The sequence below is a fragment of the Streptomyces sp. NPDC057474 genome (assembly GCF_042802555.1).
Taxonomy (GTDB): Bacteria; Actinomycetota; Actinomycetes; order Streptomycetales; family Streptomycetaceae; genus Streptomyces.
The window spans coordinates 42,543-66,248 of record NZ_JBHVDX010000027.1 but is presented as its reverse complement, the minus strand read 5'-3'; the positions used below and the strand labels follow the sequence as shown (position 1 = coordinate 66,248).

Below are 23,706 nucleotides of genomic sequence, written 5' to 3'. Positions count from 1 at the left end.
GATCGGCGTACACGGCCACGCTCGCGATCCCGGCGTCCCGGCACGCCCGGGCGACGCGGACAGCGATTTCGCCTCGGTTGGCGATCAACACCTTGGTCAGCATGCCGGCTCCAGCGTGTCGCTGTGTGACGTAGTAAGGCGGTGCGCTGCCTCGACGATCCGGCCGATGCCCGAGCCGGGGGTGAAGACCGCGTCGACGCCCATGGCTTCCAGCGTGGGGATGTCGCCGACGGGGATGATGCCGCCGACAAGAACACGGACGTCACCGGCATCTTCCTGATCCAGCAGTTTGACCACTCTCTCGACGATGGTCAGATGAGCGCCTGACAGCACGGACAGCCCGAGGAGCGGCGCGTCCTCGGCGATGACGGTAGCGACGATCTGCTCCGGGGTCTGGTGCAGGCCGGTGTAGATGACCTCGAAGCCGGCGTCACGCAGAGCCCGGGCGATGACCTTCGCACCACGGTCGTGGCCGTCGAGTCCTGGCTTGGCGATCACCACGCGGGCGGGCGGCATCGGAGCGGGATCGGCGCGCTCCGGGCGCTGTTGCAGGGCATTCATGAGTTATCCAAGAGTCGGCAGACGGGGTGGGCTCCGTTCGTTCAACGGGGCCAGTAGGAGGTTCGCCAGGTTGTCGGCCCCGGCTGCGTGAGGGTGTGACGCGGGATGTTGCGTGTCTTGTCCGCCCATTCGTCCAGCCGCTCGGGAGCCGGGGGAACGGACGCTGCCGCCGCGGCGCGGGCCCGGACCACCGCCAGTGCGGCGGCCAGTTCCTCGGGGGTCGGGTTTCCCCGTACGACCTTGATCACGATGGCTCCTACAGGGGGATGTTTCCGTGCTTCTTCGGGGGGAGGGTTTCGCGTTTGGTGCGGAGTTGACGCAGGCCGCGGATGAGGTGGCGGCGGGTTTCGGAGGGGGTGATGACGGCGTCGACGTAGCCGCGTTCGGCCGCGGTGTAGGGGTTGAGGAGGGTGTCCTCGTACTCCCGGACGAGGCGGGCGCGGACTGCTTCGCGTTCGTCGTCGGGGGCTGCGGCGATGGTGCGGCGGTGGAGGATGTTGACTGCGCCCTGGGCGCCCATGACGGCGATCTGGGCGGTGGGCCAGGCGAGGTTGAGGTCGGCGCCGAGGTGTTTGGAGCCCATGACGTCGTAGGCGCCGCCGAAGGCCTTGCGGGTGATGACCGTGATCAGGGGGACGGTGGCTTCCGCGTAGGCGTAGATGAGCTTGGCGCCGCGGCGGATGATGCCTTCGTGTTCCTGGCCGACGCCCGGGAGGAAGCCGGGGACGTCGACGAAGGTCAGGACCGGGACGTTGAAGGCGTCACAGGTGCGGACGAAGCGGGCTGCCTTTTCGGAGGCGTCGATGTCCAGGCAGCCGGCGAACTGCATGGGCTGGTTGGCGACGATGCCGACCGGGTGGCCCTCCACGCGGCCGAAGCCGGTGAGGATGTTCGGCGCGAAGAGGGCCTGGGTCTCGAAGAACTCGGCGTCGTCCAGGATGTGTTCGATGACCGTGTGCATGTCGTACGGCTGGTTCGCGCTGTCGGGGATCAGTACGTCCAGCTCGCGGTCCTCGTCCGTGACGGCCAGGTCGGCCTGTTCGGGGAAGGCCGGGGGTTCGCTGAGGTTGTTCGAGGGGAGGTAGGACAGGAGTTGCTTGACGTACTCGATGGCGTCCTTCTCGTCGCCCGCCATGTGGTGGGCCACGCCTGAGGTGGCGTTGTGGGTGCGGGCGCCGCCCAGTTCCTCGAAGCCGACGTCCTCGCCGGTGACGGTCTTGATGACGTCCGGGCCGGTGATGAACATGTGTGAGGTCTGGTCGACCATGACCGTGAAGTCGGTGATCGCGGGGGAGTACACCGCGCCGCCCGCGCAGGGGCCGACGACCAGGGAGATCTGCGGGATCACACCGGAGGCGTGGGTGTTGCGGCGGAAGATCTCGCCGTACATGCCCAGCGCCATGACGCCCTCCTGGATACGGGCGCCGCCGGAGTCGTTGATGCCGATGACCGGGCAGCCCGTTTTGAGGGCGAAGTCCATCGCCTTCATGATCTTCTGGCCGAAGACCTCGCCGAGGGAGCCGCCGAGGACCGTGAAGTCCTGGGAGAAGACGGCGACGGGGCGGCCGTCGACCGTTCCGTAGCCGGTGACGACTCCGTCGCCGTAGGGGCGGTTGTTCTCCATGCCGAAGTCGGTGGAGCGGTGACGGGCGAACTCGTCGAACTCGACGAAGGAGTCCTCGTCGAGGAGCAGTTCGATCCGTTCACGGGCCGTCAGCTTGCCTTTGGCGTGCTGCTTCTCCACCGCGCGCTCGGAGCCGGCGTGCGTCGCCTCGTCGATACGGCGCTGCAGGTCCGCGAGCTTCCCCGCGGTCGTGTGAAGGTCGGCGTCGGACGGTTGTGTGGGCCGGGTGCTCACCGGGCGGGTCCCTTCTGGTCGACGGCGAACGGGTTGTCGCGGGGCGCCAGACCCGCGCCGGGAAGCACCGTGACGTCATGGCGTCTCAGCGTTCTGGGGTGGAAGGGGCGGGCCGGAATCGAAGGCCGACGCGGCAGGTCGTAAGGAGGTGTCATGGTGTACTCCGGAAGCGATGTGCGACGGCTCCCCGTGACAGGGCCGTTCTCATGCGTCAGAAAATGTCGTGAGGGACGTGCACGCCCCAGACGTCGCGCAGGGCGTGGGAGACCTCGCCGACCGTGGCGCGCAGCCCCAGGGCCTCGCGCATCGGGGGCAGGACGTTGTCCGTGCCCCGCGCCGCAGTGCGAAGGGCGCCGAGGGCTCGTCGTACGGCGTCGTTGTCCCGTCCTCTGCGCAGCGCCGCGAGGCGTTCGCACTGGTCGATCTCGATCTGCGGGTCGACCCGCAGCGGTTCATAGGGCTCTTCCTCATCCAGCACGTACTTGTTGACGCCGACCACGGTCCGCTCCTGGCTGTCGATCTCCAGGGCGATCCCGTACGCCGACTTCTCGATCTCCGACTTCTGGAAACCCTGCTCGATCGCCGCGACCGCGCCGCCGCGGTCCTCGACGGCCTGGATCAGCTCCAGCGCCGCCGCTTCGAGGTCGTCGGTCATCGACTCCATGACGTAGGACCCGGCGAACGGGTCCACGGTCTTCGTCACGTCGGTCTCGTAGGCGATGATCTGCTGGGTACGCAGGGCCAGCCGCGCCGCCTTCTGGGTGGGCAGGGCGATGGCCTCGTCGTAGGAGTTGGTGTGCAGGGACTGCGTACCGCCCAGCACCGCGCCCAGGCCCTGCAGGGCGACCCGGACGAGGTTGACCTCGGGCTGCTGGGCGGTCAGCTGCACACCGGCGGTCTGCGTGTGGAAGCGCAGCATCTGGGACTTGGGATTCTTCGCGCCGAACTCGTCGCGCATGATCCGGGCCCAGATGCGGCGGGCGGCACGGAACTTGGCGATCTCCTCCAGCAGCGTGGTCCGGGCGACGAAGAAGAACGACAGGCGCGGCGCGAAGTCGTCGACGTCCAGGCCCGCGGCGATCGCGGTGCGCACATACTCCTTCGCGTTGGCCAGGGTGAACGCGATCTCCTGCGCGGGGCTCGCCCCGGCCTCGGCCATGTGATAGCCGGAGATGGAGATCGTGTTCCAGCGCGGTAGTTCCTTGTGGCAGTAGGCGAAGATGTCACTGATCAGCCGCAGTGACTGCTTCGGCGGGAAGATGTAGGTGCCGCGGGCGATGTACTCCTTGAGTACATCGTTCTGGATCGTGCCGGTCAACTGGTCGCCGCTCACGCCCTGTTCGGCCGCGACCAGCTGGTACAGCAGGAGCAGCGTCGAGGCGGGGGCGTTGATCGTCATCGACGTCGAGACCTTGTCCAGCGGCAGGCCCTGGAACAGCGTCCGCATGTCCTCGATCGAGTCGATCGCCACTCCGACCTTGCCGACCTCGCCCCGGGCGATGGCCTCGTCGGAGTCGTAGCCCATCTGGGTCGGCAGGTCGAAGGCCACACTCAGGCCGCCGGTGCCGGCGCCGACCAGCTCGTGGTAGCGCTCGTTGGATTCCTTCGCCGTGCCGAACCCGGCGTACTGCCGCATCGTCCACGGCCGGCCTGTGTACATCGACGGATACACGCCCCGCGTGAACGGAAACCGGCCCGGAGCGCCCAGCCTGGTCTCCGCGTCGAAGCCCGAGAGCGCACGGCCGTCGTAGACCGGCTGGATCGGCAGACCCGACTCGCTCTGTGCAACGGAATCCACGCCGAACCTCCATAATGGTACTCGATGTCACTAGGACGGTACTCAGTTCCATTGTATTGGGCAAGTGGCCTCGGAGGCCCGGGGCGGGGAAGGATGTGCGGTCATGAGCAAGTCACCTGCGCGGATGCGACTCGCGAACGCCGCGTTCGCCCTCTTCGACGAGCGCGGATACGAGCAGACCACCGTCGACGACATCGCCGAAAGTGCCGGAGTGGGGCGTACGACGTTCTTCCGGCACTACGGGTCCAAGGAAGCGGTCATCTTCCCCGACCACGACCGGCTGCTGGATCTGATCAGGGACCGGTTGGCGACCTCCAGCCACAGCACTGCTCTGGTCGCGGTCTCCGATGCCGTGCGCCTGGTGCTGCTGCACTACATCGAGGAAGGCGATCTTGCTCGCCGTCGGTACGTGCTCACCAGCAAGGTGACTGCTCTGCGTGATCGGGAGATCGCCAGCGTGGCCCGGTATCAGCGCCTGTTCCGCGAGTTCATCGCGGACTGGATGGGAGATCCGACGGAGTCGGCTTCGCTGAGGGCCGAACTCATGGCGGCGTCCGTCGTCGCGGCCCACAACCACGTGCTGCGCCGGTGGCTGCGAGGAGAGTCCGCCGACCCCGTCACCGAGGTCGACGAGGCGATGCGCGAGGTGCTCGCGCTCTTTCCGGCGCCCGGTTCCCCGCCGGAGACCGGGCTCGGGACCACCGTCGTCGCGTTCCGAACGGGACAGGACATCGAAGCGCTGCTCCCGGAACTGCGGCGTCTCGTCGAAGGGTGAGGCCAGGCCGGCGCTGTCTTCCTACTGCTCAGGGAACCTTTGGCACACGCAGGGCGGCGGCTGCCGGCAATCGCTTCGTGAACGCGCACAAACGGCCTGGGGCCGTGCCGCGTGCGTGTTAGCTGACGCCCGTCAGGACATGGACGAGCACGCTCATGAAAGCGCCAAGCCTAGAACCCCAGGCCAGTGCGGACTTGGCCCGCCACGCGGTTCGCCAGGGCGGTCACGTCGATCTGCGGCACGATCCACTGGATGTCCCGCGCCTCCGGCAGCCGCACCTGCTGGTCCGACTGGTAGTGGAACGGGGCGATCATGCCGAACTCCAGGCCGGTCGCGTACGAGTACGACGCCAGCTGGTACGGGAAGCGCCAGGGCCCGCCGACTGCCGCCTCGATGAGGATGTCCGCCTCGATACGGAGGGTCAGGACGGGTTGCACGCTGATGCGGGCCAGCGTGTCGAAGGCCAGCACACCCTTCGCGTAGGCGAGGCGGGCGGAGGCGTCCAGGCCGCCGCGCAGCAGGACACCACCGGTGAGGGTGATCCCGCCGGTGGCGCTCGCGATGGCCACGGACGCACCGATCCCGGCGCGGACGAACATCTCCAGGCCCGCTTCCGCGGGGATCACGAGCCGTGCCTCCGCCGCCAGCTCGGCGTTCATCTCCTGCTCGAGGGGGTCGAAGGCGCCACGGATGACCATGTCGCGCAGCTCGCCCGGCCCGAACCGGTAGTGCACCGCGAGCCCGCCGGCGATACGGGCGACCAGCCCGACCGATCCGATGCCCAGCGGGATCGCGAAGATGGGGATGTCGGGCAGGCTGTGACGGAACAGCTCGTGCCGGGCGCCCCGGGCCTCCAGGAAACGGTACGGAGGGAAGCGGAGTTCACCGGAGACACGGAGCTTGCGGTCCCGGCCGTACTCGACGCCGACCGTGCCGACGAGACCAGGACGGATCGTCAGGCTGCCGGTGCCACGGCCGCTGATCCGGCCGTCCTCGTCCAGGTGGGCGTCGAGCCGTCCGGCGAACCGGCCGCGCTTGAGCTCGACGGACCCGTCCCCGCTGAAGTTCCCGTCACGGTAGCGCAGCGCGATCTCGCCCTCGGCCCCGAGCAGCGCGAAGGTCGTCCGGGCGGAGCCGGTCACGCGCTCGCCGTCGTACGTCAGCGCGATGTCCACCGGCCGAAGGCCAGGGACCTTGAGGGTGGCCTCGCCGCCGTAGAGGATCCGGTCCCCGGATCTGCGGACGGTCAGCTTGGCGGGGCTGTCCCCGGGCAGCCTCGCCTGGATCTCGCCGCCGACCCGCCAGACGTCGCCGTTGACGTCGAGCCGCACTTCGCCGCCGCGGACGAGTCCGGACGGCCGGGCGGCGCGGGCGACGAAGAAGCCGGTCAGGCCGGTCGCGGGACGGTACTCCACATCGCCGGTCGCCTCGTCGAGACCGGGGATGCGCCCGACCATCCGGCCCTTGGCGAACAGGCCCTGCGCGTCCACGCCCGCCTCGATCCGTCCGCTGACCACCGAGCCGAGGACGAAGGCGACATGGCCGCCGGCCTGGAACCCGGGAGCGATGCTCAGGACGAGCGCGGCCTCGGTGACCTTGAACGGCGGCAGCGACAGCTTCTCCGCCGGGGCCTGCACCGAGCCGCGCAGCCCGCTGCGGTCCCAGTCGACGGTGAGGGGAACCCGGGACAACAACGGCACGCTGGGCGTCAGGGTCCCGTGCCCGGCCAGCCCCTCCTGCGTGGAGGTGAGAGTGAGCCTGCCGGTCGACAGATACGGGTACAGGAAGCGGACCTCCTGCTTGCCTCCGCGCAGCGTCAGCGCGCCGGTCGTGAACGGGTCCTTGACGTCGAGCGTGAGCTCCTTGTCCTTGGCGTCCGGAATGGTGATGGGCAGTCGGCTGCCCTTCCGAACCGCATGGTCCTTGGCGTCGTCGATCCAGGCGGTGATCGTGTGTGCGCCCTTGCCCGACGAGGGGCGGTTCAGGTTCTCCAGCATGACGCCCGCGATCAGCTCCCGGGCAGCCCGGTTCTCCGGGACGGGGCTGTTCCGGATCTCGTCGCGGCCGTCGGCGGCCGGCTTCTCCGGCACCCGTAGGCGGTACTGGCTCGGGCCGCTGACCAGGGGATAGTCCTTGTACGCGGCCCAGGCGTCGGCCGCCTTCCTCCGGTCCTCCGGGGTGGGCCGCCTGCCCTCCTTCAGATCGGCCTCGGCGGTGAAGTGCACCTGGAGCGCGGTCTGCGCCTTACGGGCTGCGAAGGGCGGGGGCAGCGGCTTCACCAGCTTGTTGTACTCCTCCGGCTGGTCGGCGCTGCCGAACCACAGGATCACCTGCCGGGGGCGCTTGCGCCCCTTGTCGTGCAGCCTGTCGGAGACGGACCCGGCGGCGTCCTGCACCTGCCGGGCGATCGTCCTGCCGCTGTCCATGTTGTCGGGACCGTCGTGCGGGGCCAGGTTCTCGGGCACGTTGGTGCCGCCGAGCTGGAGTTCGACGATGTGGTCGATCTGAGACTGCACCGAGTCGACGTGCGGGTTGAAGTCCGTGCCCTTGACGGGGGCGGCCCCGCCCGCCTCCTGCCACCACGCGGTGGCCTGCTCCCGGGGCCACTGCATCCGCAGCAGCCAGAGCCTGCGCAGCTCCTCCGTGGGCGCTCGCTTCGCCCACAGGCCGGAGCTCGGACGGCTCCCGGACATCTTCACCACCGCCTGCAGGCCCCCGGCCTTGGCGATGGCGTCGTACGCCTCCTTCCACGGGCCCTTGGTCCTGGGGAGGACGAAGGCGCCCATGTTGACGCGGACCATGTCGGCCGGGTCCACAGGGGAGCGCTGCTCCTCCGTGATGGTGCGCTCGGTGTCCGCGTATTTGACGGTGTACTGGTCCTTCGGGTCCTCGAGCTTGGTCCAGCTCATGTCCGCGCGGCCCAGGAACGGTCCGGACGCCCGCTCCCACCTCCAGCCGGCGGGCAGCGGCTCGCCCCGCTCGTGGAACGCCGCCGCCGTGTGCGCCTGGTGCTCGAGCCGGGCGTCGGCGGTCTGCGGGGCGGCCGACGGGTTCGTCCGCAGGAAGCCCGGTGCCCCGGGGGTGCCGCCGTGCTGGGCGACATGCGCGAGTTCGTGCGCGATGAGGGACCGGCCGCGGCGCGACAGCGGATCGTACGCCCCGTCGGAGAAGACGACGTCGTCGCCCACGGTGTAGGCGAGCGCCCCGAGCGCGCCGGTCGCCCGGTCCGCCTCGGGCCCGACATGGACCCGCACGGCGGAGAAGTCATGCCCGTAGCTGGTGGAGAGCTGGTCGCGCACGCCCGGTTCGAGGGGTGCGCCGCCTCCCTGGAGGCCCGAGGCGGCGGTGCTGTGCGGGGCGCCGGTCATGACGGGACCCAGCCGCGGGTCTCGTGGGCGGCGAGCGGGCGTTCGAGCTTGTCGCATTCGATGCGGGCGGCGTCGAGGACATGGCGCATGCCCACGGGTTCGCCCGCGTCGGCGGCGAGGAACGCGGCGTGCATCGCGAGCTGCGCGATCGTGCCCCCGCTGACGGCCAGTTGGGCCAGCCGTACGGGGTCGAGGCCCTCGGTCGGCACCCCCGCCGGGAACGCCCCCGCCCACAGCCGGGCGCGCTGTTCGGCGTCCGGGAAGGGGAACGTCACGACGAACCTCATCCGGCGGACGAAGGCGGGGTCGATGGCCTCGCGGGTGTTCGTGGTCAGGATCGCGATGCCGCGGTACGTCTCCAGGCGTTGCAGCAGGTACGACACCTCCAGGTTGGCGTACCGGTCCCGGCTGTCCCGCACCTGGGTGCGCTTGGCGAACAGCGCGTCACCCTCGTCGAACAGGAGCACCGACCCGTTCTCGGCGGCGTCGAACAGTCGGGCCAGATGCTTCTCGGTCTCGCCGATGTACTTGCTGACCACCTGGCTGAGGTCCGCGGCGACCACGTCGAACCCCAGCTCGTGGGCGACGGCCTCGGCGGCCGTGGTCTTGCCGGTGCCGCTCGGTCCGGCGAACAGCGCGGTGACCGCGAGACCGCGGTCGCGCTCGCCGTACCCCCACTCGCCGTGCACCCGTCGGCGCCGGCGGACGTGTGCAAGGAGCGCGCGCAGGGATCGCGTCGCTTGATCGGGCAGCACCAGCTCACCGAGCCCACCCACCGGCCGACGCACGGTCGCGAGCCCGTGCAGGGGCCGCTCGGCGATCGCCCGGCAGGCGTCGGAGACATCGGAGCGCCCGGAACCGGGACGCGGAACAGCGGCCACCGGGCGGGCGGCTCCCGGGCCTCCCGGCCCGTCCGTTCCCGGCCCCGCCTCCGCCTGCCCCTTCCCCGCGGCCAGTCGGCCGGACCGTTGGACCGCCAGGGCGATGCCCGCCGGAGTCAGCGGATGACGGTCGGCGAGTTCGGCCGCGTCCTCCTCAAGACGGGCCTCGCGCAGGGCCCCGGAGAACAGGACCCGCCGTTCCGACGCCGTCGCGGCCGGCAGCCGCAGCACCGGAAGGTCGCTCCCGGCAGGAGCCTCATCGGCCGACAGCACGGCGGGTACGCCGAGCGGCGCACTGACCGTCAACAGCCGCAGACAGCGCGGCAGGGACGCGGCGGTGCCCTCGACGAGCAGCAGCCGCAGTCCGAGCCCCGCCTCGCGGGCAAGCAGCCGCGCCAGCGTGTCCGTCGCGGGCGCGGTGTCCGGCAGGTCGTCGCCGTCGACGGCGAGCACGGTCAGCCCGATCCGCTCGGCGGAGTCGACGACGGCCTGGCGCCGGGTGAGCCGGTCCTCGCCCGTGAGCAGGCAGCCCTCCGTGCCGGAGGCGGGCCGGACCAGCGCGGCCAGGGACGCCACGACTGCGTCCTGCCCGGGGGCCAGACGGCACACGGAGGACACCAGTCGGCCGCGTCCGGCGAGACGGTCGTCCATGGTGTCGGCTCCCAGCAGGGCGTGCAGGATGCGTTCGTCGACGGCGAGGGGCAGTTGCGAAAGGCCCCCGAACTCGGCGGGCGGCAGCTGGGCCGGTACATCGAGGAGGCGCCAGCCGCGCAGCGGGGCGTCGGGCAGCAGGGCGCTCCAGTGCGGGTCGGGCAGGCCGGCCAGGGCACGGGCGAAGGTGACGGGCCCCTTCGCCGCCGGCAGCCCGAGCTCCGGGGCGGCCACCGCGATGAGCACGTCCCGTTCGAACACGGTCAGGGCGAACAGCCCGCAGAGCCGGTCGAGGCCCGTCTGCCGCCCCGTCGTCTCCCGTACCTCGGCGGCGAGCAGTTCGGCGGCGCGGGCGGGTTCGTCGGTGTCCTCAGGGCGGCCGTCGAGGCGGGCCGCCGCGGCAGCGGCCGTGAGGGCGAGGTGGCGCTGGTTGTCGCGGGCCCAGACGCGGTCGCTGTCGGCCGCGTCGAGCGGGGGCTTGGTGTCGGAGAGGGTCACAGGGTCACCACCGGGAGCACGTACAGGCCGTTGGAGTCCAGGGGCGGGAGGCTGCGCGCGCCGTCCACCTCGAGCGTGACGCGGTACGGGCCCGCCGGGGCGTCCTTCACCTCGAAGTCGACCTGGGCGGCGGGCGGATCGCCGGCGTCGAGGTCGGCCGGGACGGCGAGCGACACCGCCGAGCCCGGTGTCGTGGCGTCGAGGAGCAGCCGTACGCGGTCGCCGGGCGCGACCGGCGGGATCACTGCGGCGGTGACGGTTCCCGTACGCAGCCCCGGCCGGCTGCCGGCGCTCGTGGTGGCGGAGACCGTGCCGAGGGTGGGGACCACCATCACCACGACGGGCGCGCTGACCTGCGCCAGGCGGGTCGTCGACAGGGCGGGGTCCGTCGGCGGGCCGCTTCTGCGGACGGCGAGGCGCCGCAGGCCCGGGCTGAGTGCCGGTGCCGTCAGCACCAGATGGGTGTCGTCGACGATCGTGACGCCGGAGGCGGGGACGCCGTCGACCAGGACCTCGCTGGTCTCGCCCTCGCGGGCGGCCAGGGCGTGACCGTGCAGATGGACGTCGGGCATCGGGGAGGCGGCCCGGACGGGAGCCCCTCGGCCCTCGGGTCCGGCGGCACCGTCCAGCCGGGGCCGGGCGAAGGGCGCGGCACCGGCGAGGAGGGTGCGGACCGGGAGTACGGCTCCGGGGTCCCCGTCGGCGTCGACGAGCACGGGGCCGGCGACCACGGCGAGTGTCACCGTGAAGGACCCGGGCGGGTAGAGGGCCCAGAGACGGGTCAGTTCGTCGGTCGACAGAGCCTCGGATGTGACGCGGACCGGCTCGTCGGCCTCCGCCAGGTCGTTGCCGTCGATCTCGGGGTGGTCCGTCAGTGCTTCGGCGAGGAGGACGGCGGTCAGCACCGGTACGCCGTGCAGGGCGGCCGCCGTCCTGGCCAGGAGCTGCTGGACCTCCCACTCGCTGTTCCCACGGAAGGTGAACAGATAGTGCAGGTCGAGCGCCGCCCTCGGCTTCTGCCGCAGATGCCCGGCGGAGGAGCGGGTGGGCAGATCGGCCAGCGACACGGTCGGGTTGCGGCTGACCCGGTACAGATGGACGCCGACGCGGGCGTTGTCCCCGGAGCCGTCGAGGGGGCCGGGGGCGACGACCGGCCCCGGGGTGATGTCGAGCCTCTCCACGGCCGTCTGAACGAGGGTCGTCAGGGCGGCGGTGACGGTCGGCACTGCCAGCGCGTTGCTCATCGGGGCCTCACACCAGCTTGCCGAGGTCGTCGAGGTCGCTGCGCCACTGATCGATGCCCTGCAGCAGCATCTCGGTGTACCGGGCGGCGTTCTCCTCGTCGTCGGAGAGCGAGCTCCGCAGGGATTCGAGCGTGTCCCTGAGCACGGTGTCGTGCTCGGCCGCGTTCTGGACGGCTTCCGCGTGGAATACGCCTTCGGTCAGCTCGCGCTCGGCACGGTCCGCGTTCAGGGCGGTGACGGCGTCCTCGGCGAGCCGGTCGAGGGAGTCCCTGAGCCCATCGACGACGTCGGCCAGCGCGTCCTCGATCACGTCCCCGACATCGGTGCGGATCTCCTCGAGCCGCGGCACGACCACCACCGTCCCGCGGCGCAGGTGGTCGAGGTCGAGGCCGGGATTGGCCGCGCGGATGGCGCGTACGGCCCGCTCGGTCGCCGCCTCGGACGTTCTGGCCTTCAGCAGCCGGGCCGCCAGGGCGGCGACGGTCTTGTCCTTGTCGACGACGATGATCGGCATCGGTGCGGGTCCTTCCAACGGTGGAGCGGTACGGGGGCGGAGCGGCTGATCCTTCGGAGGCGCACCCGGTAGGTGCGCACGCTCGCCGCGCACGCCCCGGGCTGACCGTCAGGGCACATTCGTCACGTTGAGCGGCACCCACTTCGGATCGAGGCCGCCGGGAGCGTCGATGACCCCGCTCGTCACGTTCCCCAGCACGGCGAGACGCGCGGGGTCGACGTCCAGGGTCATCGAGAGCCTGCCGCCCCTGACGCGGTTGGCGTTGACGGTCGCGGAGGAGGCGGTCACGCTGACGGCGGGTCCGTGCGATTCGGTGTGCTGACGGCACTGGTTGGCGGACAGCACCACGTCCCCGGCCACGGTGATCCTGGCCGCGGGCTCCCAGGAACCACCGGTCACCGTGTTCGTGGAGACGATCGCGCTGACGTCCGTCGCGGCGTTGACGAAAGCGGTGCCCGGGCCGATGAGGTACGAGACGCCCTGGCCGTCGACCGCGACGTACCGGCCGATGTGCGCCGCGCGGAACTGCCGGTCGTCCCCGTCTCGAGGCAGCTCGGGGTCGTCACCCACCAGCAGACCGGTCCAGCGGGAGAAGGAGCCGTCGTCGAGGTCCGCGGCGTCCCGGCGGCAGAAGCTGCCCTCGACGGTGGTGCGGGCGAAGACGGAGACATGGACACCGACGCACCGCTCGCTGCCGGTGAGATCCGCCAAACCCACCTGTTCCACGGTGTTGCCGAGGACCCGGGACTCCCGGCAGGCCAGCACCGCCACGCCCGTCTTGTAGCCGTCCACGTCGCCGTTGCCGTCGCCGTCGTCGTCGGGCGAGAGGTCCACGGTGCCGACGCCGACGACCGTGTTGGACCCGACCAGGGCGTGGGCGGCCCCGACGACACGGATGCCGTCCATGTACGTCGGGTCCGAGTGGAACTCCTCGGTGGCGAGGCCCCTGACGGTGTTGCCGACGACGACAGCGCCCGCGGCTCGGCCGCGTCCCGTGACCACGATGCCGTCGGCGGCCCGGTCGACGACGTTGTGCGACACGTCGAGGTCACCGACCGGCGCCCTGACGGCGATGCCCGCGCCGCCGACGCCACGCACCTGGTTCCCCGTCACACGGGTGGGTCCGCGCAGCACACCGGACTCCGCCGCCCGTACGACGATCCCGCCGGAGCCGCGGTCCATGGACAGCATGGTGCCCGTGACGGTGTTGTCCCGGACGGTGTATCCGCCCGGGGCGACGACGATGCCGTCCCCGTCGATGCGGAGGTGGTTGCCCGTGAGGTCCACGGACGCGCCCTTGGCCACGGCACCGAGCAGCCCCAGACCGATCTGCCGACCCCTCAGCACGGTGTTGTCCCGGACCGTGTTGCCGAGCAGATGGGCGGTGCCGTCGCCGAACCGGACGCCGGCCCTGCGGCACACCAGCAGGTTGCCGCTGATCTCCAGATCCGCCGTCAGCAGGCGGACGCCGTCGCCGTCGCGGTCGCGGTCGTCGTCCTCGTGCGCCGACGAGACACCGAGGTTGCCGACCACGTCGCAGTCCTGGACCCGTGTGCGCAGACTGACGCCGGACAGTTCGAAGGCGGGATACGGATTGCCGCTTCCGTTGTGGTGACCGCCGCCGGCCATCAGCACGGTCAGGCGGCGCGCGGTGACCTCGGCGGTGGTCCTGAGCCGGATCCCCGGGCGGGAGCCCGCGGAAACGAGCGCGAAGTCCTCCAGGGTGAGAAACGCCGAACGGCGCACGTCGAAGCCGCCGTTCGCGCCGATGACCACCGTGCCGGGGCCCTGCCCCCTGACCCGTACCGAGCGCGCGCCGTCGACACGTACGACGTCCTCCTGGCCGAGGTGGTAGACACCCGCCGCGAGACAGACCGTGCCGCCGGAGGAGGACACCGTGTCCACCGCCGCCTGGATCGTCATGGCGCCGTTGGCGTGCGACTCGGGTGTGACGCAGATCGTGCAGTCCCCGCAGTCCCCGTCGCACGACGGCCACAGCTCGCGACAGTCGTACCGGACGTCGGAGGGGAAGTCGACGACGGCGAGCCGCGCGTAGTGGTGGTGGATGCCCAAGGGCGGCGCGTCCACCAGCCGCTCCACCGTCGCGGAGCCCGTGCGGGCGGTGAAGATCCAGTGGTCGCCCGTACGAAACTCGCCATCGGGAGCGTCGAGGGTGACGGTGACGCCGTGCTCCAGGACGACGGCCACCTTCCCGGGAGGCACGGTGATGACTCCGGGGGAGTTCGCGTCGTCGAGGTTCTGCAGCTCGGTGCCGGCGGCGTTCTTGATCCGGCTCGCCTGGTCCCAGCGGCGGATGCGCAGGTTCCGCCGGACCGCCTCCTCGGTCGTGGTGGGCAGGCCGGGCGGCAGGGCGGGGCTGAAGGAGACCGTCCCGTCGCCGTGCACGGTGTCGATCCTGCGCATCTCGCCCGGCAGGCCGTCGAGTTCGAGATGGTCGTCGAGGATCTCCACCCAGTCGTTCTCGCGCAGTCCGAGTACCGTGTCGCGGCCCAGGTGCTCGGGGCGGAGCCGGTCCGGCGCCACGATCTCGACGACCCGCATGGCGACCGAGCCGTTGTCCCGGGACCACTTGAACGTGGCGGTGCCGCTGCTTCCCTCGCCGTGGATCTCGACCCGGTACGTCTGGTTCTCCAGACCCCGGTAGTCGCCGCTGGGCGGCAGCTCGCACGGGTTGTCGGCAGCGGCCACGGTCACCGTGCCGGTGGTGAGCCGTCCGGTGGACGGGGCGATCACCTGGGACCAGCCGGGGATGTCCTCGTCCCTGGTGGCGCAGCTGATGCCCGGCGTGTCCGGCTCGTGCACCCGGACCTGCCACACGGTCTGGGTGCGGGCCGTGGTGTCGACACCCACGGCCTCCTCGATCAGATCGGGCGCCTGAAGCGGTGTGACCTCGCGCTGCCACACGTCCAGATAGACCAGGTGGGTGCCGTCGCTCGGCAGCTGTCTCTGCGTCGGCAGATACGGCTGACGGTCGTACGGCGTGTCCTGCGGGCGTACGGGCCCGGCGAGCAGCGGGTCGAGTACCGTCCCGTCCCCCGTGCCGTGGTTCTCGGCGAGCAGCCCGTCGACGTACATCCGGCCGCGGCCGATGTTCAGTCCGTCCGCCTCGACCGGGGCCGTGATCTTGAAGGCGTCGGGTGTCGTCCGGGGTACCACGGCCACGCCGGAGAACCCCTCCACGACCCCGGGGGTGCCGAGGTCGGCGGCGGCTGCGCGCAGCCGACGGTCGACGATCGACACGAACTCGTTCCAGTCGGAGTCGAGCAGCAGCCGGCCCTGCTGCATGACGACGCCGGAGTGGTCGCGCAGCGCGTCGAACCGCACGCGGCTCAGATCGGCACCCATTGGGAGTCCTCCTTGCTCAGGTGGCGTAGAAGAAGCCCGCTTCGAGACCGAAGCGGAGGTACTCGTCGAGCCGCAGCAGGAGGTCGCTCTCCCGTCGCGGGGTGAACAGCAGATGCGTCGCGCCCATCTCGTTCTCGTCGTCGGCGCCGCGCCGGATCGTGTCCGGAGTGGCGGTGGTGAGCTGGGCGTAGGCGGGGTCGCCGAAGCGGAGGGAGGTGAAGCGCGGCCGGGTGGCGCGGCGGGTGCCGGGCGGGTCGGCGGGATCCGGGCGGCAGCGGTAGCGGCGGCCGGTGCGCGAGTCCTCCGGGACGTACGAGAAGCGCAGGCAGCCCTTCTGCCGGCGCCGTGCCCACACGGCCGCCTCGCGGGCGTCGCCCGGGGTGAGTTCGGCGACGAGCAGCGAGTTGGACGCGTCGAGCTCGACCGTGTGGATGCCGCCGATGACGGTGCACTCGCCCAGATGGAGGGCCCCGCCCGGCTCGGCGCCGTCACCCGTCTCCTGCGCGGCCGTGTCGGGGACCGTGCGCGGTCCGCCTCCGGGGGGCGCGGGCCGTCCGCAGTAGGCGACGGCCGTGGGGTCGGAGGCGTCGACCACGCAGTCGGTGAGGGTGATGTCGGCGCCCTCCACAGCGACGATCGGCCCGAGGACACAGCGGGTCAGCCGCACCGTGGCGAAGGGGTCGAGGATGAGCAGGGACGCGCGCTCGGGGTGGGCCGGCAGGCCGTCGGCGGTCCGGCTCTGGCCCGGTACGAGCGTGCAGTCGCGCAGCTCGATCGTGCGGGCGCCGCCGTCGCCGCTCTCCTCCAGGACGACGGGGCCCCCGGTGACCAGCAGCCCGTCGAGGATGACCGTGGTGCGCGCGCCCATCGCGAGGCGCAGTCCGTCCGGGGCGACGAGCGTGGGGCGGGTGCCGTCGTCCGCGTGGACCCACACCTCGGTGTCCGGCAGGCCGGGCCCGGCCGTGGTGGTGCGTACGGTGCGGAGGTCGCCGTAGCGGTCGGAGTCGGTGATGCGCAGCGTCCCTCCGCCGGCGAGCCCGTCCAGCAGCGCCTGCGGGGCCTCGCCGTCGGCGACCGCCTGGCGAGGAAGGGGGGTCACCGCCTCGTCGCGGGCCGATCCCCGGGCGCCCACCGGCACGGCGAGGCCGTAGTGGTGCGTGGCGACCGCCCTGGTGGACGCCGGGACGGCCGTGCCGAAGAACACCCGGCCCAGGACCGGGTCGACCGCCACCTTGCCCGTGGCGGGTTCGTGCGCCCAGCCGCCCCCGCCACCGGGCCGGTCGGACAGGTCGCACACGGTGATCTCGGAGGAGGGCACGGGCGTGAACCGCCACTCTCCCGTCGCTTCGCGCACACCCCGCTCGAGCAGCAGACTGCGACCGCTGCCGTAGCACGCGTCGAGGTGGTCGCCCAGCCTCCGCCGGTCCAGCGGCAGGGGAACGTCCTCGGGCTCGGCGAGGTGGGTGATCTCCTCCTCGGTGCGCGGCATGCCGAAGAGCGGGGAGTCGCTGCCCAGGGTGTCGAACCGGTAGCGGCGCCGGTCGCCCGATGCGTGGGGGGTGAGGGGCGTGCGGTGGAGGCGTACGGCCTCGGTGCGCCACAGGAAGATACCGACGTTCGGGATGTTGTACCGCCCGGCGCGGCGCGGCGGAGGTGTGCCGATGGCGCGTACGTCGGCGGTGTGGGCGAGGTCGTCGAAGGCGCCGTTCATGCGGGTGCTCCAGGACAGCGCCTCCCGGTCCCGCATGCTCGGCGTGGCGCGGGCGTGCGGCCGGGTGTGGTTCATGTACTGGGTGGTGACCAGGCGCTCGAAGAACTCGACGGTACGGGCCGGCCAGCCGGTGACGTCACGGGCGAGCTGCTCAAGGACGGCGGCCGTGCCCTTGCGGCGCCGGTAGGCGATCGTGTGGGCCACCTCGGCGCGCGGCGAGCGGACCTTGTCCGCCACCCCGTGCAGCATGCGGTAGCCGATGAGATCGCCGATGTACGGCGCCACCCAGGGGGCGCAGGTCTCGATGAACTGGTCGTCGTACAGCTGCTCCAGGTCCTCCTCCAGGACCTCGAGCCGGCCGGCGAGCACCTCGACGAACTCGCGCAGGACGCCGTCCCGCTCGGCGTCGCGCAGCCGGTACACCGCCGGCAGCAGGGCGTACAGCCGGTCCGCCGCGGAGGGTTGGGGCCGAGGTGTGGTCATGGCATCTCCTGCAGCCGGTCGAAGGGGCCCTCGGCGAGGGCGAGCAGCTCGGCGGCGAGCGGTCTGCCGTCGGGGCCCACGGCCGCCCCGGCCGCGGGCAGGTGGTCCTCGAGCCGCGCCTTGTCGCCGCGGTACAGCAGGTCCAGGTCCACGGCGACGACGCCCGGCACGCTCGCCGCGACGGACACCACCCGCGAACGGTGCACCGGCGCCGCCAGTCCGCGGGCGGCCGGCGCGTACGCCGTGCGCAGGGCGGTCTCGACGGCGGCGAGCACGGACTTCGCCTCGTGTGCGGGATCCACCCGCACCCGGAGCCCGAGACGGAATCGCGCCTGACGGGCCGCCAGGACCTCGACCCGGGCCCGCGGGTCGCCGTACCGGCGCAGGGCCGCCGTCAGGTGGGCGACGGTCGTCGCGGGGGCCGGCCCGCCGTCGGGGCCGCAGACGCTGACGACGATCGTCGGCCCGGTGCGCAGCCGCAGTACGTAGGCCTCGGCGAGGGAGACACCGGCGAAGGCGAGCGCGAAGTCGGCGTAGTCGCGCAGCGACACGGCCCGGCCCAGGGTACGGGTGGTGAGCGGCATCGAGGCCCGGGCGTGCCGTTCGTCCTCGGGGTCGACGCCGCCGGCTGCCGGGACCGGGTTGGTGGCCGCCTTGACGCCCAGGGGCCGGTCCATGAGCTGGGAGAGCCGGTCGTGGGGCAGGTTTCCGGCCAGGCCGGCGCCCTTGCGGTACGTGGCGCGGACGTTGTGCGAGCCCGAGAGGAGCCGGGCGCCGCGCACACCGTCCCCGAAGGCCACCACGACGGGCCCGTCGGGTTCCGTGCGCGTGGTGAAGACCCGGTCCCCGGCCCCCGCCCCGTACAGGGTGGGGAGTTCGCGCCAGGCGACCTCGTCGACCCGGACGGTGAGGGTGGAGGTGAAGCCCTGAGGGGTGTCCGCGCGGACGTGGGTGAGCGGGGCGTGCAGCAGCGGCATGGTCTGGAACGCGCGGCGGGCGTCACCACCGCCGAGGACCTGCTGCACCGTCTCGCCGTGGGTGGCCTTCACGACGTTCCCGAACAGCACTGCGGTGGCGCGTTCGTAGCGGTACCGGGGCGGCTCGGCCAGGGTGATCCGGGTCCTCCGGGCGCCCGAGGCGTCGGCGGCGCCGAGAACGACGAGCTCGGCCTGATCGCCGGTGCCGTCGGCGAGCCGCCCGGACATCACGAGTCGGCGTCCGGGGACCATGGCGGTGGCGTCACCGTCGACATGGAAGACCTGGCCGCTCAAAGGATCGGTGTCGGGTGCCTCGACGACCGTGAGCGGCTCGGACACGGCGAACACGGTCACGTTCCGCGGTGTCCCGAAGGAATGCCCGTCGTCCCGGTCCTTCCGGGTGGCCTGCTGCTCGCCGCGTAGCGTCAGCCGGGTGACGGTTCCCGACACGGCGTACTCCGAGCGGGACAGCTCCGAGTGATCCACCACCTTGTACAGCTCGCGGTAGAAGTCCTCGTTCTCCTGCGACAGCACGACCCACGAACCGGACACGACGTCCGGATGCGAACCGTCGAGGTCCACGACCACCAGATCGTCGTCGCTCGCCGCCACCGCGTGAAAGTTCGGCCACTCCAGATCCCCGACGCCGCCTCCGTGGACCAACACGTACCCGGCGCGGAACGCGCTGTTCATCGCCCGCCACACCGGCGCGTTGTGACCGAACACCGGAAGGCGCCTGCGCAGCACGAAGGCGTCGGGGTCGACCGCCGGGTCGTTGGGCGGGTCGTCCGAGCCCAGTTCTCGGTCCCAATGGACATGGGTGCGGTTCTCGGACGGCTCCGGTTCGACCCCCGTCACCAGGCGTACGTCCCACTTGTCGCGCTCCAGGTCCTCGCCCGCGAAGAGGATCGCCTCGCCTCGCCGGATGTTGAGCGCGCCCCCCGCGAACCACGCGTCGGTCCTGCGCCGGACCGGGGGACAGGGCTTGGTACGGGTGACGGGCAGCGCGTTCCACTCGGGGCGCGCGCCGATCTCCTCCACCGTCTCGAACATCTGCGGCAGTTCGCCCGGTCCCGGCACGCTCTGCACCCTCAGCCCCCGGGGCAGCTCGACGGCCGCCGGGGGCGTCGGGGGGATCAGACCGGGGTCGGGGGCAAGTCCCGTCGGCAGCGCGATCGCCGGCGGCTTCTCCAGGGAGAAGGCGAGATGGGTCTCCGCCGCGACACCGGGTGCCAGCCGGTACGCGACGAGCCGGCCGAGCTCCTGAAGCGAGACCCGCTCCGTCGCCGTACGCAGATACGACTCGTTGGCCAGGCGCTCGTTGTAGAAGGTCAGGACGTCGCAGGCCACCGCCCATGAGTCGATCAGGGCGATCGTCGGGTCACCGGAGTCCCGGGTGAGCAGCCGTGACAGTTCCTGCCGGTGCTTGTCCGAGAGGGCGGTCAGCATGCTCGACCGGAAGTCGCCGTGGACACCGCTGCGGTAGGCGATCTCGGGCAGTCCGGGCCGGTTGCCGACGGTGCCGGAGGTGCGCGCGGAGGTGCCCGAGCAGCAGCCGCACGTTCCGCCGTCCGCCGCGAGGGTCGTCTCGGTCACCGGCCGCCTCCCAGGGTGAGGTCGAGCATGCCGCGCTCGGGGAAGTTCGGGTCGTTGTCCAGGCGGGCGATCTCCAGCCGTCCCATCTCCAGGGCGCCGGTTTCCAGACCGCTGGTCTCCGGTCTGCGCTGCCGCTGGAAGGTGTGGACGTCCACCGACTCCACCCCGGGCACGGCGTGGACCTCGGCGAGGACCGTGGACAGGTGCAACGGCTGGCCGAAGGTGAGGCGGTCCGGGTGGAACAGTCCACGTCCGCCACCCGGCAGCGTGGAGTCGCCGAGTCGGGCGAGCACCGCAGCGCCGACGTCGGACCGCAGATGGGTGCGCTCCACACACACCCGCAGCCCGATCTCCAGCGGTACGAACACCGGACCGTCCACCTCCAGGTCGTACCCGGCCAGCCGATACCGCTCCAGGCGGACGCGCAGGTCGCGCTCGAACGCGGCGTCGACGGGCCTGCCGCCCGGCCGGTCCGCGGTGACGAAGACGGTGTGCCAGGAGCCGGTCCACCGGAAGGTGGACGCCGCGCGATGTACGGTGCCGACCCGCTCGGTGACCTCGGTCCAGTCGGCCTCGGTGACCGCCCGCTCCTGCACGGCGAACGCCTGGGGCGCGTCGCGGCGGATCTCCTCGGCGGACTCGGGGTCGGTGCCGCCGGCGGCGGGCAGCGGATTGGACACGGTCTTCACGAGGTCGACGTCCGTCACGGCGTGGGCGATCGACTCGGCGCCCACATTGCCCGCGCGTCCGTTGCCCACGCGGTACCGGGCGAAGAACTCCGTCTCCTGCTGGGGGCGCTTGCCGTGCTCGTCGTCCCCGAAGCGCAGCCGTACCGTGCCGTCGTGCTCGGCCTCGACGGTGAAGTCGGCGGCGGACGCGGGGCTGTTGAGCAGATCGGGGCGGACCTGCCAGTCCCTCTCGTCCGCGCCCAGCTTGCTGGAGACGGTGATCGCCGGGCGTGCCTCCCGGGGTCGCGCCGCGGAGACGGCCGACGCGGGCGGCGACTTTTCCGACACCAGCAGTTCGCCGTCGGCGAGGACGATACGCAGCACGGTCGTGCCGTCGCTGACCGACCACACGGGGTCGGCGCCCCGGACGGTGACGGTCGCGCCGACCAGCTGCCGTCCGTGGGCCCCGAGCATGGCCCGCAGCTCCTCGTCGTAGGTGAGCGAGGTGAGTTCGGCGAGCAGGGCCGGGGTCGCGGCCTGCCGGAAGACGACGGCCGCGGGGTGCGCGACGGCGTGCGTCAGCGGCCCTTGGGCGAGCGTGGGGCGGTAGCGCGCCGGTACGGGGCCGGCCGGGGTGCCGGTGCCCGGCCGGCCGACGCTGTCCAGGTGGGGCGGGGAAACTTTACCGAGCGGCTCGGGGTCCTTCCGCTTGTCGGGGACGGCCTGCCCGTGGTCCGCGAGGACGATGTTGCCCCAGGCCCGCGCGGTCTCCAAGGCGCCCTCGGTGACGCCGAGACACAGCGGGAACGGCAGGGCGTCCTCCTCGTGCCAGGCGATCTCGGTCACCGGAAGCGGGTTCGCCGTCGGGTGAGGCTCGAAGAGGCCCCCGGCCGGGTCCTCGGAGCTGCGGACATCGACGAGACGGACGGCCCAGCGCCGCGTCGGGTCGGCGTCGACGGGATCGCCCGTGGTGGGGGAGACGGTCTCGGCCAGCACGAGGACGTCACCGGCCCGCAGCTGCGGGTGGTCGCCGCGCAGGGTCGCCGATGTCGCCCCCTTGGGCAGGCAACAGCCGAGGTCTCCCCAGGTGTGGAAGCGCATCTCGGTCAGGTCGCGGTGCAGGATCGCGGACTGCACGGTCTCGAAGACGACGGGTTTCGCCGCCATCGCCGCACGGTGGCCCTGGGAGTCCGGCGCCAGCCGGGCTGCCACGCCCGGCACGGTGGTCAGCAGAGGGGTGCCCGCCGGCAGCGTCAGGGCGTTCTCCCCGTCGACGTCGATCTGCACCCAGACACGGGCGTTGCACCCCTCGTGCACCCGGTAGTCGACGAGCCTGGCGTGCCGGCGCAGGGAGATCCGGCTGCGGGCGGTGCCCAGGTACGCCTCGGTGGCCACGGCGTCCTGCCGGTACGACAGTTCGTCGGCCGCGTACGCCATGAGTTCCACGAGTGCCGTTCCGACATCGGCCGGGTTGCGTTCGGTCCAGGTGGGCGCGAGCAGCGACATCCGGTCCAGCATCAGTCGGCGGAAGCCCTGGTAGTCCTTGGCGAGGTAGTCGATCGCGGGGATGCTCGGCGGCTCCGGAGGGCACTCGTCGTCGCGGGCGCAGTCGAAGTCGCTCGGGCACTCCACCTTGAACGCAAACTCGGCCTCGGAGAGCAGCGGGTCGAAGCCGGCCGGCGGGAGGTCCGACTCCGGGCCGATGACGAAACGCAGCCGGTACGTGGAGAAGTCCCCGCGGTCCGCGGTGCGGACGACGAGCACATGGTCGGGTTCGTCGACCCCGTCGATCAGTTCGGGCGGCACCTGCGGGCTGTCGCCCCGCGCGGCCCACTCCACATCCACGGCGGGGATGCGTTCGCCGCCGTCGACGACGACGTTGTCCCCGTCGAGCCCGGCGGGAACGGGCCGTACCAGCCGGACGTGCAGCACGCGCTGGCGCAGTTCCTGGGAGGGCGCGGCGGTGTCGAGGACCTCGACGTACTCGATGCCGTTGAGGGAGCTGAGTGGACCGGCCTGCTGGAGGGCGAGCAGGCGTCGCGGCTTGGCGCAGGGGAAGCGGGTCATGGGCGGCCGCCGGGCGTGCGGAAGGAGGCGACATGTCGGGTGCGGGTGCGCAGTACCACGTACGCGACGGTGATCAGGAGGGCCGAGTCGACCGCCTCCACCTCGACCAGGTCGGCGGTCAGGACGTGGCCGAGGTGCCGCTCGAGCGCGCTCTGGACGAGGTACTGGGTGGTGGCCGCCGCCTCGGGGCCGCCCGGTTCGAACACCAACTGGAGGAGTCCGGCGCCGAAGTCGGGGCGCATCACGCGCTCCCCGGGCGCGGTGAGCAGCAGCTGCTCGATCATGTCGCGTACGTGCTCGTCCGGGTCGGTCGTCGCCGTGCGGCCACTGCCGTCGATGTCGTAGGGGTGATCGATGGTCATGCCGGCTCCCTCATGAGGCGATCGCCCGGGTCTGGGCGGTCAGGGGGGTGAGCGGGGTACCGGTCGGCGTGCACACCGACGTGCCGGACTGCAGCGCGACGGGCTGTCCGCCGGCGAGCACCCGCACGGCGCCGACGACCCACTGGGCGGTGACGCACGGCGGGGTGGGGGTGCCGGTGAGCCCGCAGGCGGCGACGACGTAGGGCGTGGAGAGGGTGACGACGGGCTGCCCGAGCACCGTCACACGAGGGAAGGGCGCGGTGGGCGTGGCCTGCCCGGCGTGGGCGCACAGCACGGTGGCGCCCAGGTGGAGGATCGGTCCGGGCAT

At 72.0% G+C, this 23,706-nt stretch carries 16 protein-coding genes; 1 reads left to right on the top strand and 15 read right to left on the bottom strand.

Annotated elements, in window-relative coordinates:
• The 5 genes from ACFU53_RS10910 to ACFU53_RS10890 all read right to left on the bottom strand — a co-directional run.
• The coding region (locus ACFU53_RS10910; protein ID WP_359486257.1) for a biotin carboxylase N-terminal domain-containing protein at nt 1-100 on the bottom strand (100 nt) is incomplete at its 3' end.
• On the bottom strand, nt 97-561 hold the full coding sequence (locus tag ACFU53_RS10905; protein ID WP_383988975.1) for a cobalamin B12-binding domain-containing protein: 465 nt from the start codon (nt 559-561) through the stop codon (nt 97-99). The genes ACFU53_RS10910 and ACFU53_RS10905, both read right to left, overlap by 4 nt.
• A gap of 41 nt (nt 562-602) precedes the next feature.
• Nucleotides 603-812 carry an acyl-CoA carboxylase epsilon subunit gene (locus ACFU53_RS10900; RefSeq protein ID WP_383988981.1) on the bottom strand — a complete coding sequence of 70 codons (210 nt, stop codon included), beginning with the start codon at nt 810-812 and terminating at the stop codon, nt 603-605.
• Between the two features lie 5 nt (nt 813-817).
• Nucleotides 818-2,419, bottom strand: a complete 1,602-nt coding sequence (locus ACFU53_RS10895) for an acyl-CoA carboxylase subunit beta (protein WP_383988972.1) — start codon at nt 2,417-2,419, stop codon at nt 818-820.
• 211 nt (nt 2,420-2,630) lie between these two features.
• Complete coding sequence (locus tag ACFU53_RS10890; RefSeq protein ID WP_383988969.1) at nt 2,631-4,217, bottom strand: methylmalonyl-CoA mutase; 1,587 nt, start codon at nt 4,215-4,217, stop codon at nt 2,631-2,633.
• Between the two features lie 103 nt (nt 4,218-4,320).
• On the opposite strand from ACFU53_RS10890, the gene ACFU53_RS10885 reads away from it, so the two are divergent.
• Nucleotides 4,321-4,992, top strand: coding sequence for a TetR/AcrR family transcriptional regulator (locus ACFU53_RS10885; RefSeq protein WP_383988967.1), 672 nt, complete (start codon nt 4,321-4,323; stop codon nt 4,990-4,992).
• 170 nt (nt 4,993-5,162) lie between these two features.
• On the opposite strand, the gene ACFU53_RS10880 is transcribed toward ACFU53_RS10885, so the two are convergent.
• From ACFU53_RS10880 to ACFU53_RS10835, 10 genes are all read right to left on the bottom strand, one after another.
• On the bottom strand, nt 5,163-8,360 hold the full coding sequence (locus ACFU53_RS10880; RefSeq protein WP_383988964.1) for a DUF4157 domain-containing protein: 3,198 nt from the start codon (nt 8,358-8,360) through the stop codon (nt 5,163-5,165).
• Nucleotides 8,357-10,390, bottom strand: a complete 2,034-nt coding sequence (locus tag ACFU53_RS10875) for an ATP-binding protein (RefSeq protein WP_383988961.1) — start codon at nt 10,388-10,390, stop codon at nt 8,357-8,359. The genes ACFU53_RS10880 and ACFU53_RS10875 overlap by 4 nt, the downstream gene beginning before the upstream one ends.
• Nucleotides 10,387-11,634, bottom strand: a complete 1,248-nt coding sequence (locus tag ACFU53_RS10870; RefSeq protein WP_383988958.1) for a DUF4255 domain-containing protein — start codon at nt 11,632-11,634, stop codon at nt 10,387-10,389. Before ACFU53_RS10870 ends, ACFU53_RS10875 begins: the two co-directional genes overlap by 4 nt.
• Nucleotides 11,635-11,641: 7 nt before the next feature.
• Nucleotides 11,642-12,148: a hypothetical protein gene (locus tag ACFU53_RS10865; RefSeq protein WP_383988955.1), complete on the bottom strand. Its 507-nt coding sequence runs from the start codon at nt 12,146-12,148 to the stop codon at nt 11,642-11,644.
• Between the two features lie 108 nt (nt 12,149-12,256).
• Complete coding sequence (locus ACFU53_RS10860; RefSeq protein WP_383988952.1) at nt 12,257-15,514, bottom strand: DUF6519 domain-containing protein; 3,258 nt, start codon at nt 15,512-15,514, stop codon at nt 12,257-12,259.
• A gap of 16 nt (nt 15,515-15,530) precedes the next feature.
• Complete coding sequence (locus ACFU53_RS10855) at nt 15,531-17,708, bottom strand: hypothetical protein (RefSeq protein ID WP_383988949.1); 2,178 nt, start codon at nt 17,706-17,708, stop codon at nt 15,531-15,533.
• Nucleotides 17,705-20,281, bottom strand: coding sequence for a baseplate J/gp47 family protein (locus ACFU53_RS10850; protein ID WP_383988946.1), 2,577 nt, complete (start codon nt 20,279-20,281; stop codon nt 17,705-17,707). The genes ACFU53_RS10855 and ACFU53_RS10850 overlap by 4 nt, the downstream gene beginning before the upstream one ends.
• Nucleotides 20,278-23,016 carry a putative baseplate assembly protein gene (locus ACFU53_RS10845; RefSeq protein WP_383988943.1) on the bottom strand — a complete coding sequence of 913 codons (2,739 nt, stop codon included), beginning with the start codon at nt 23,014-23,016 and terminating at the stop codon, nt 20,278-20,280. The genes ACFU53_RS10850 and ACFU53_RS10845 overlap by 4 nt, the downstream gene beginning before the upstream one ends.
• A complete protein-coding gene (locus ACFU53_RS10840; protein ID WP_383988940.1) occupies nt 23,013-23,378 on the bottom strand; it encodes a GPW/gp25 family protein in 366 nt (121 codons plus the stop codon). The genes ACFU53_RS10845 and ACFU53_RS10840 overlap by 4 nt, the downstream gene beginning before the upstream one ends.
• Before the next feature lie 10 nt (nt 23,379-23,388).
• Nucleotides 23,389-23,706: a hypothetical protein gene (locus tag ACFU53_RS10835; RefSeq protein ID WP_383988937.1), complete on the bottom strand. Its 318-nt coding sequence runs from the start codon at nt 23,704-23,706 to the stop codon at nt 23,389-23,391.

Coding starts and splice junctions, on each gene's coding strand:
- ACFU53_RS10905 (WP_383988975.1), bottom strand. CDS start 561: ATGAATGCCCTGCAACAGCGCCCGGAGCGCGCCGATCCCGCTCCGATG.
- ACFU53_RS10885 (WP_383988967.1), top strand. CDS start 4,321: ATGAGCAAGTCACCTGCGCGGATGCGACTCGCGAACGCCGCGTTCGCC.
- ACFU53_RS10880 (WP_383988964.1), bottom strand. CDS start 8,360: ATGACCGGCGCCCCGCACAGCACCGCCGCCTCGGGCCTCCAGGGAGGC.
- ACFU53_RS10870 (WP_383988958.1), bottom strand. CDS start 11,634: ATGAGCAACGCGCTGGCAGTGCCGACCGTCACCGCCGCCCTGACGACC.
- ACFU53_RS10865 (WP_383988955.1), bottom strand. CDS start 12,148: ATGCCGATCATCGTCGTCGACAAGGACAAGACCGTCGCCGCCCTGGCG.
- ACFU53_RS10860 (WP_383988952.1), bottom strand. CDS start 15,514: ATGGGTGCCGATCTGAGCCGCGTGCGGTTCGACGCGCTGCGCGACCAC.
- ACFU53_RS10855 (WP_383988949.1), bottom strand. CDS start 17,708: ATGACCACACCTCGGCCCCAACCCTCCGCGGCGGACCGGCTGTACGCC.
- ACFU53_RS10845 (WP_383988943.1), bottom strand. CDS start 23,016: ATGACCCGCTTCCCCTGCGCCAAGCCGCGACGCCTGCTCGCCCTCCAG.
- ACFU53_RS10840 (WP_383988940.1), bottom strand. CDS start 23,378: ATGACCATCGATCACCCCTACGACATCGACGGCAGTGGCCGCACGGCG.
- ACFU53_RS10835 (WP_383988937.1), bottom strand. CDS start 23,706: ATGCCCGGACCGATCCTCCACCTGGGCGCCACCGTGCTGTGCGCCCAC.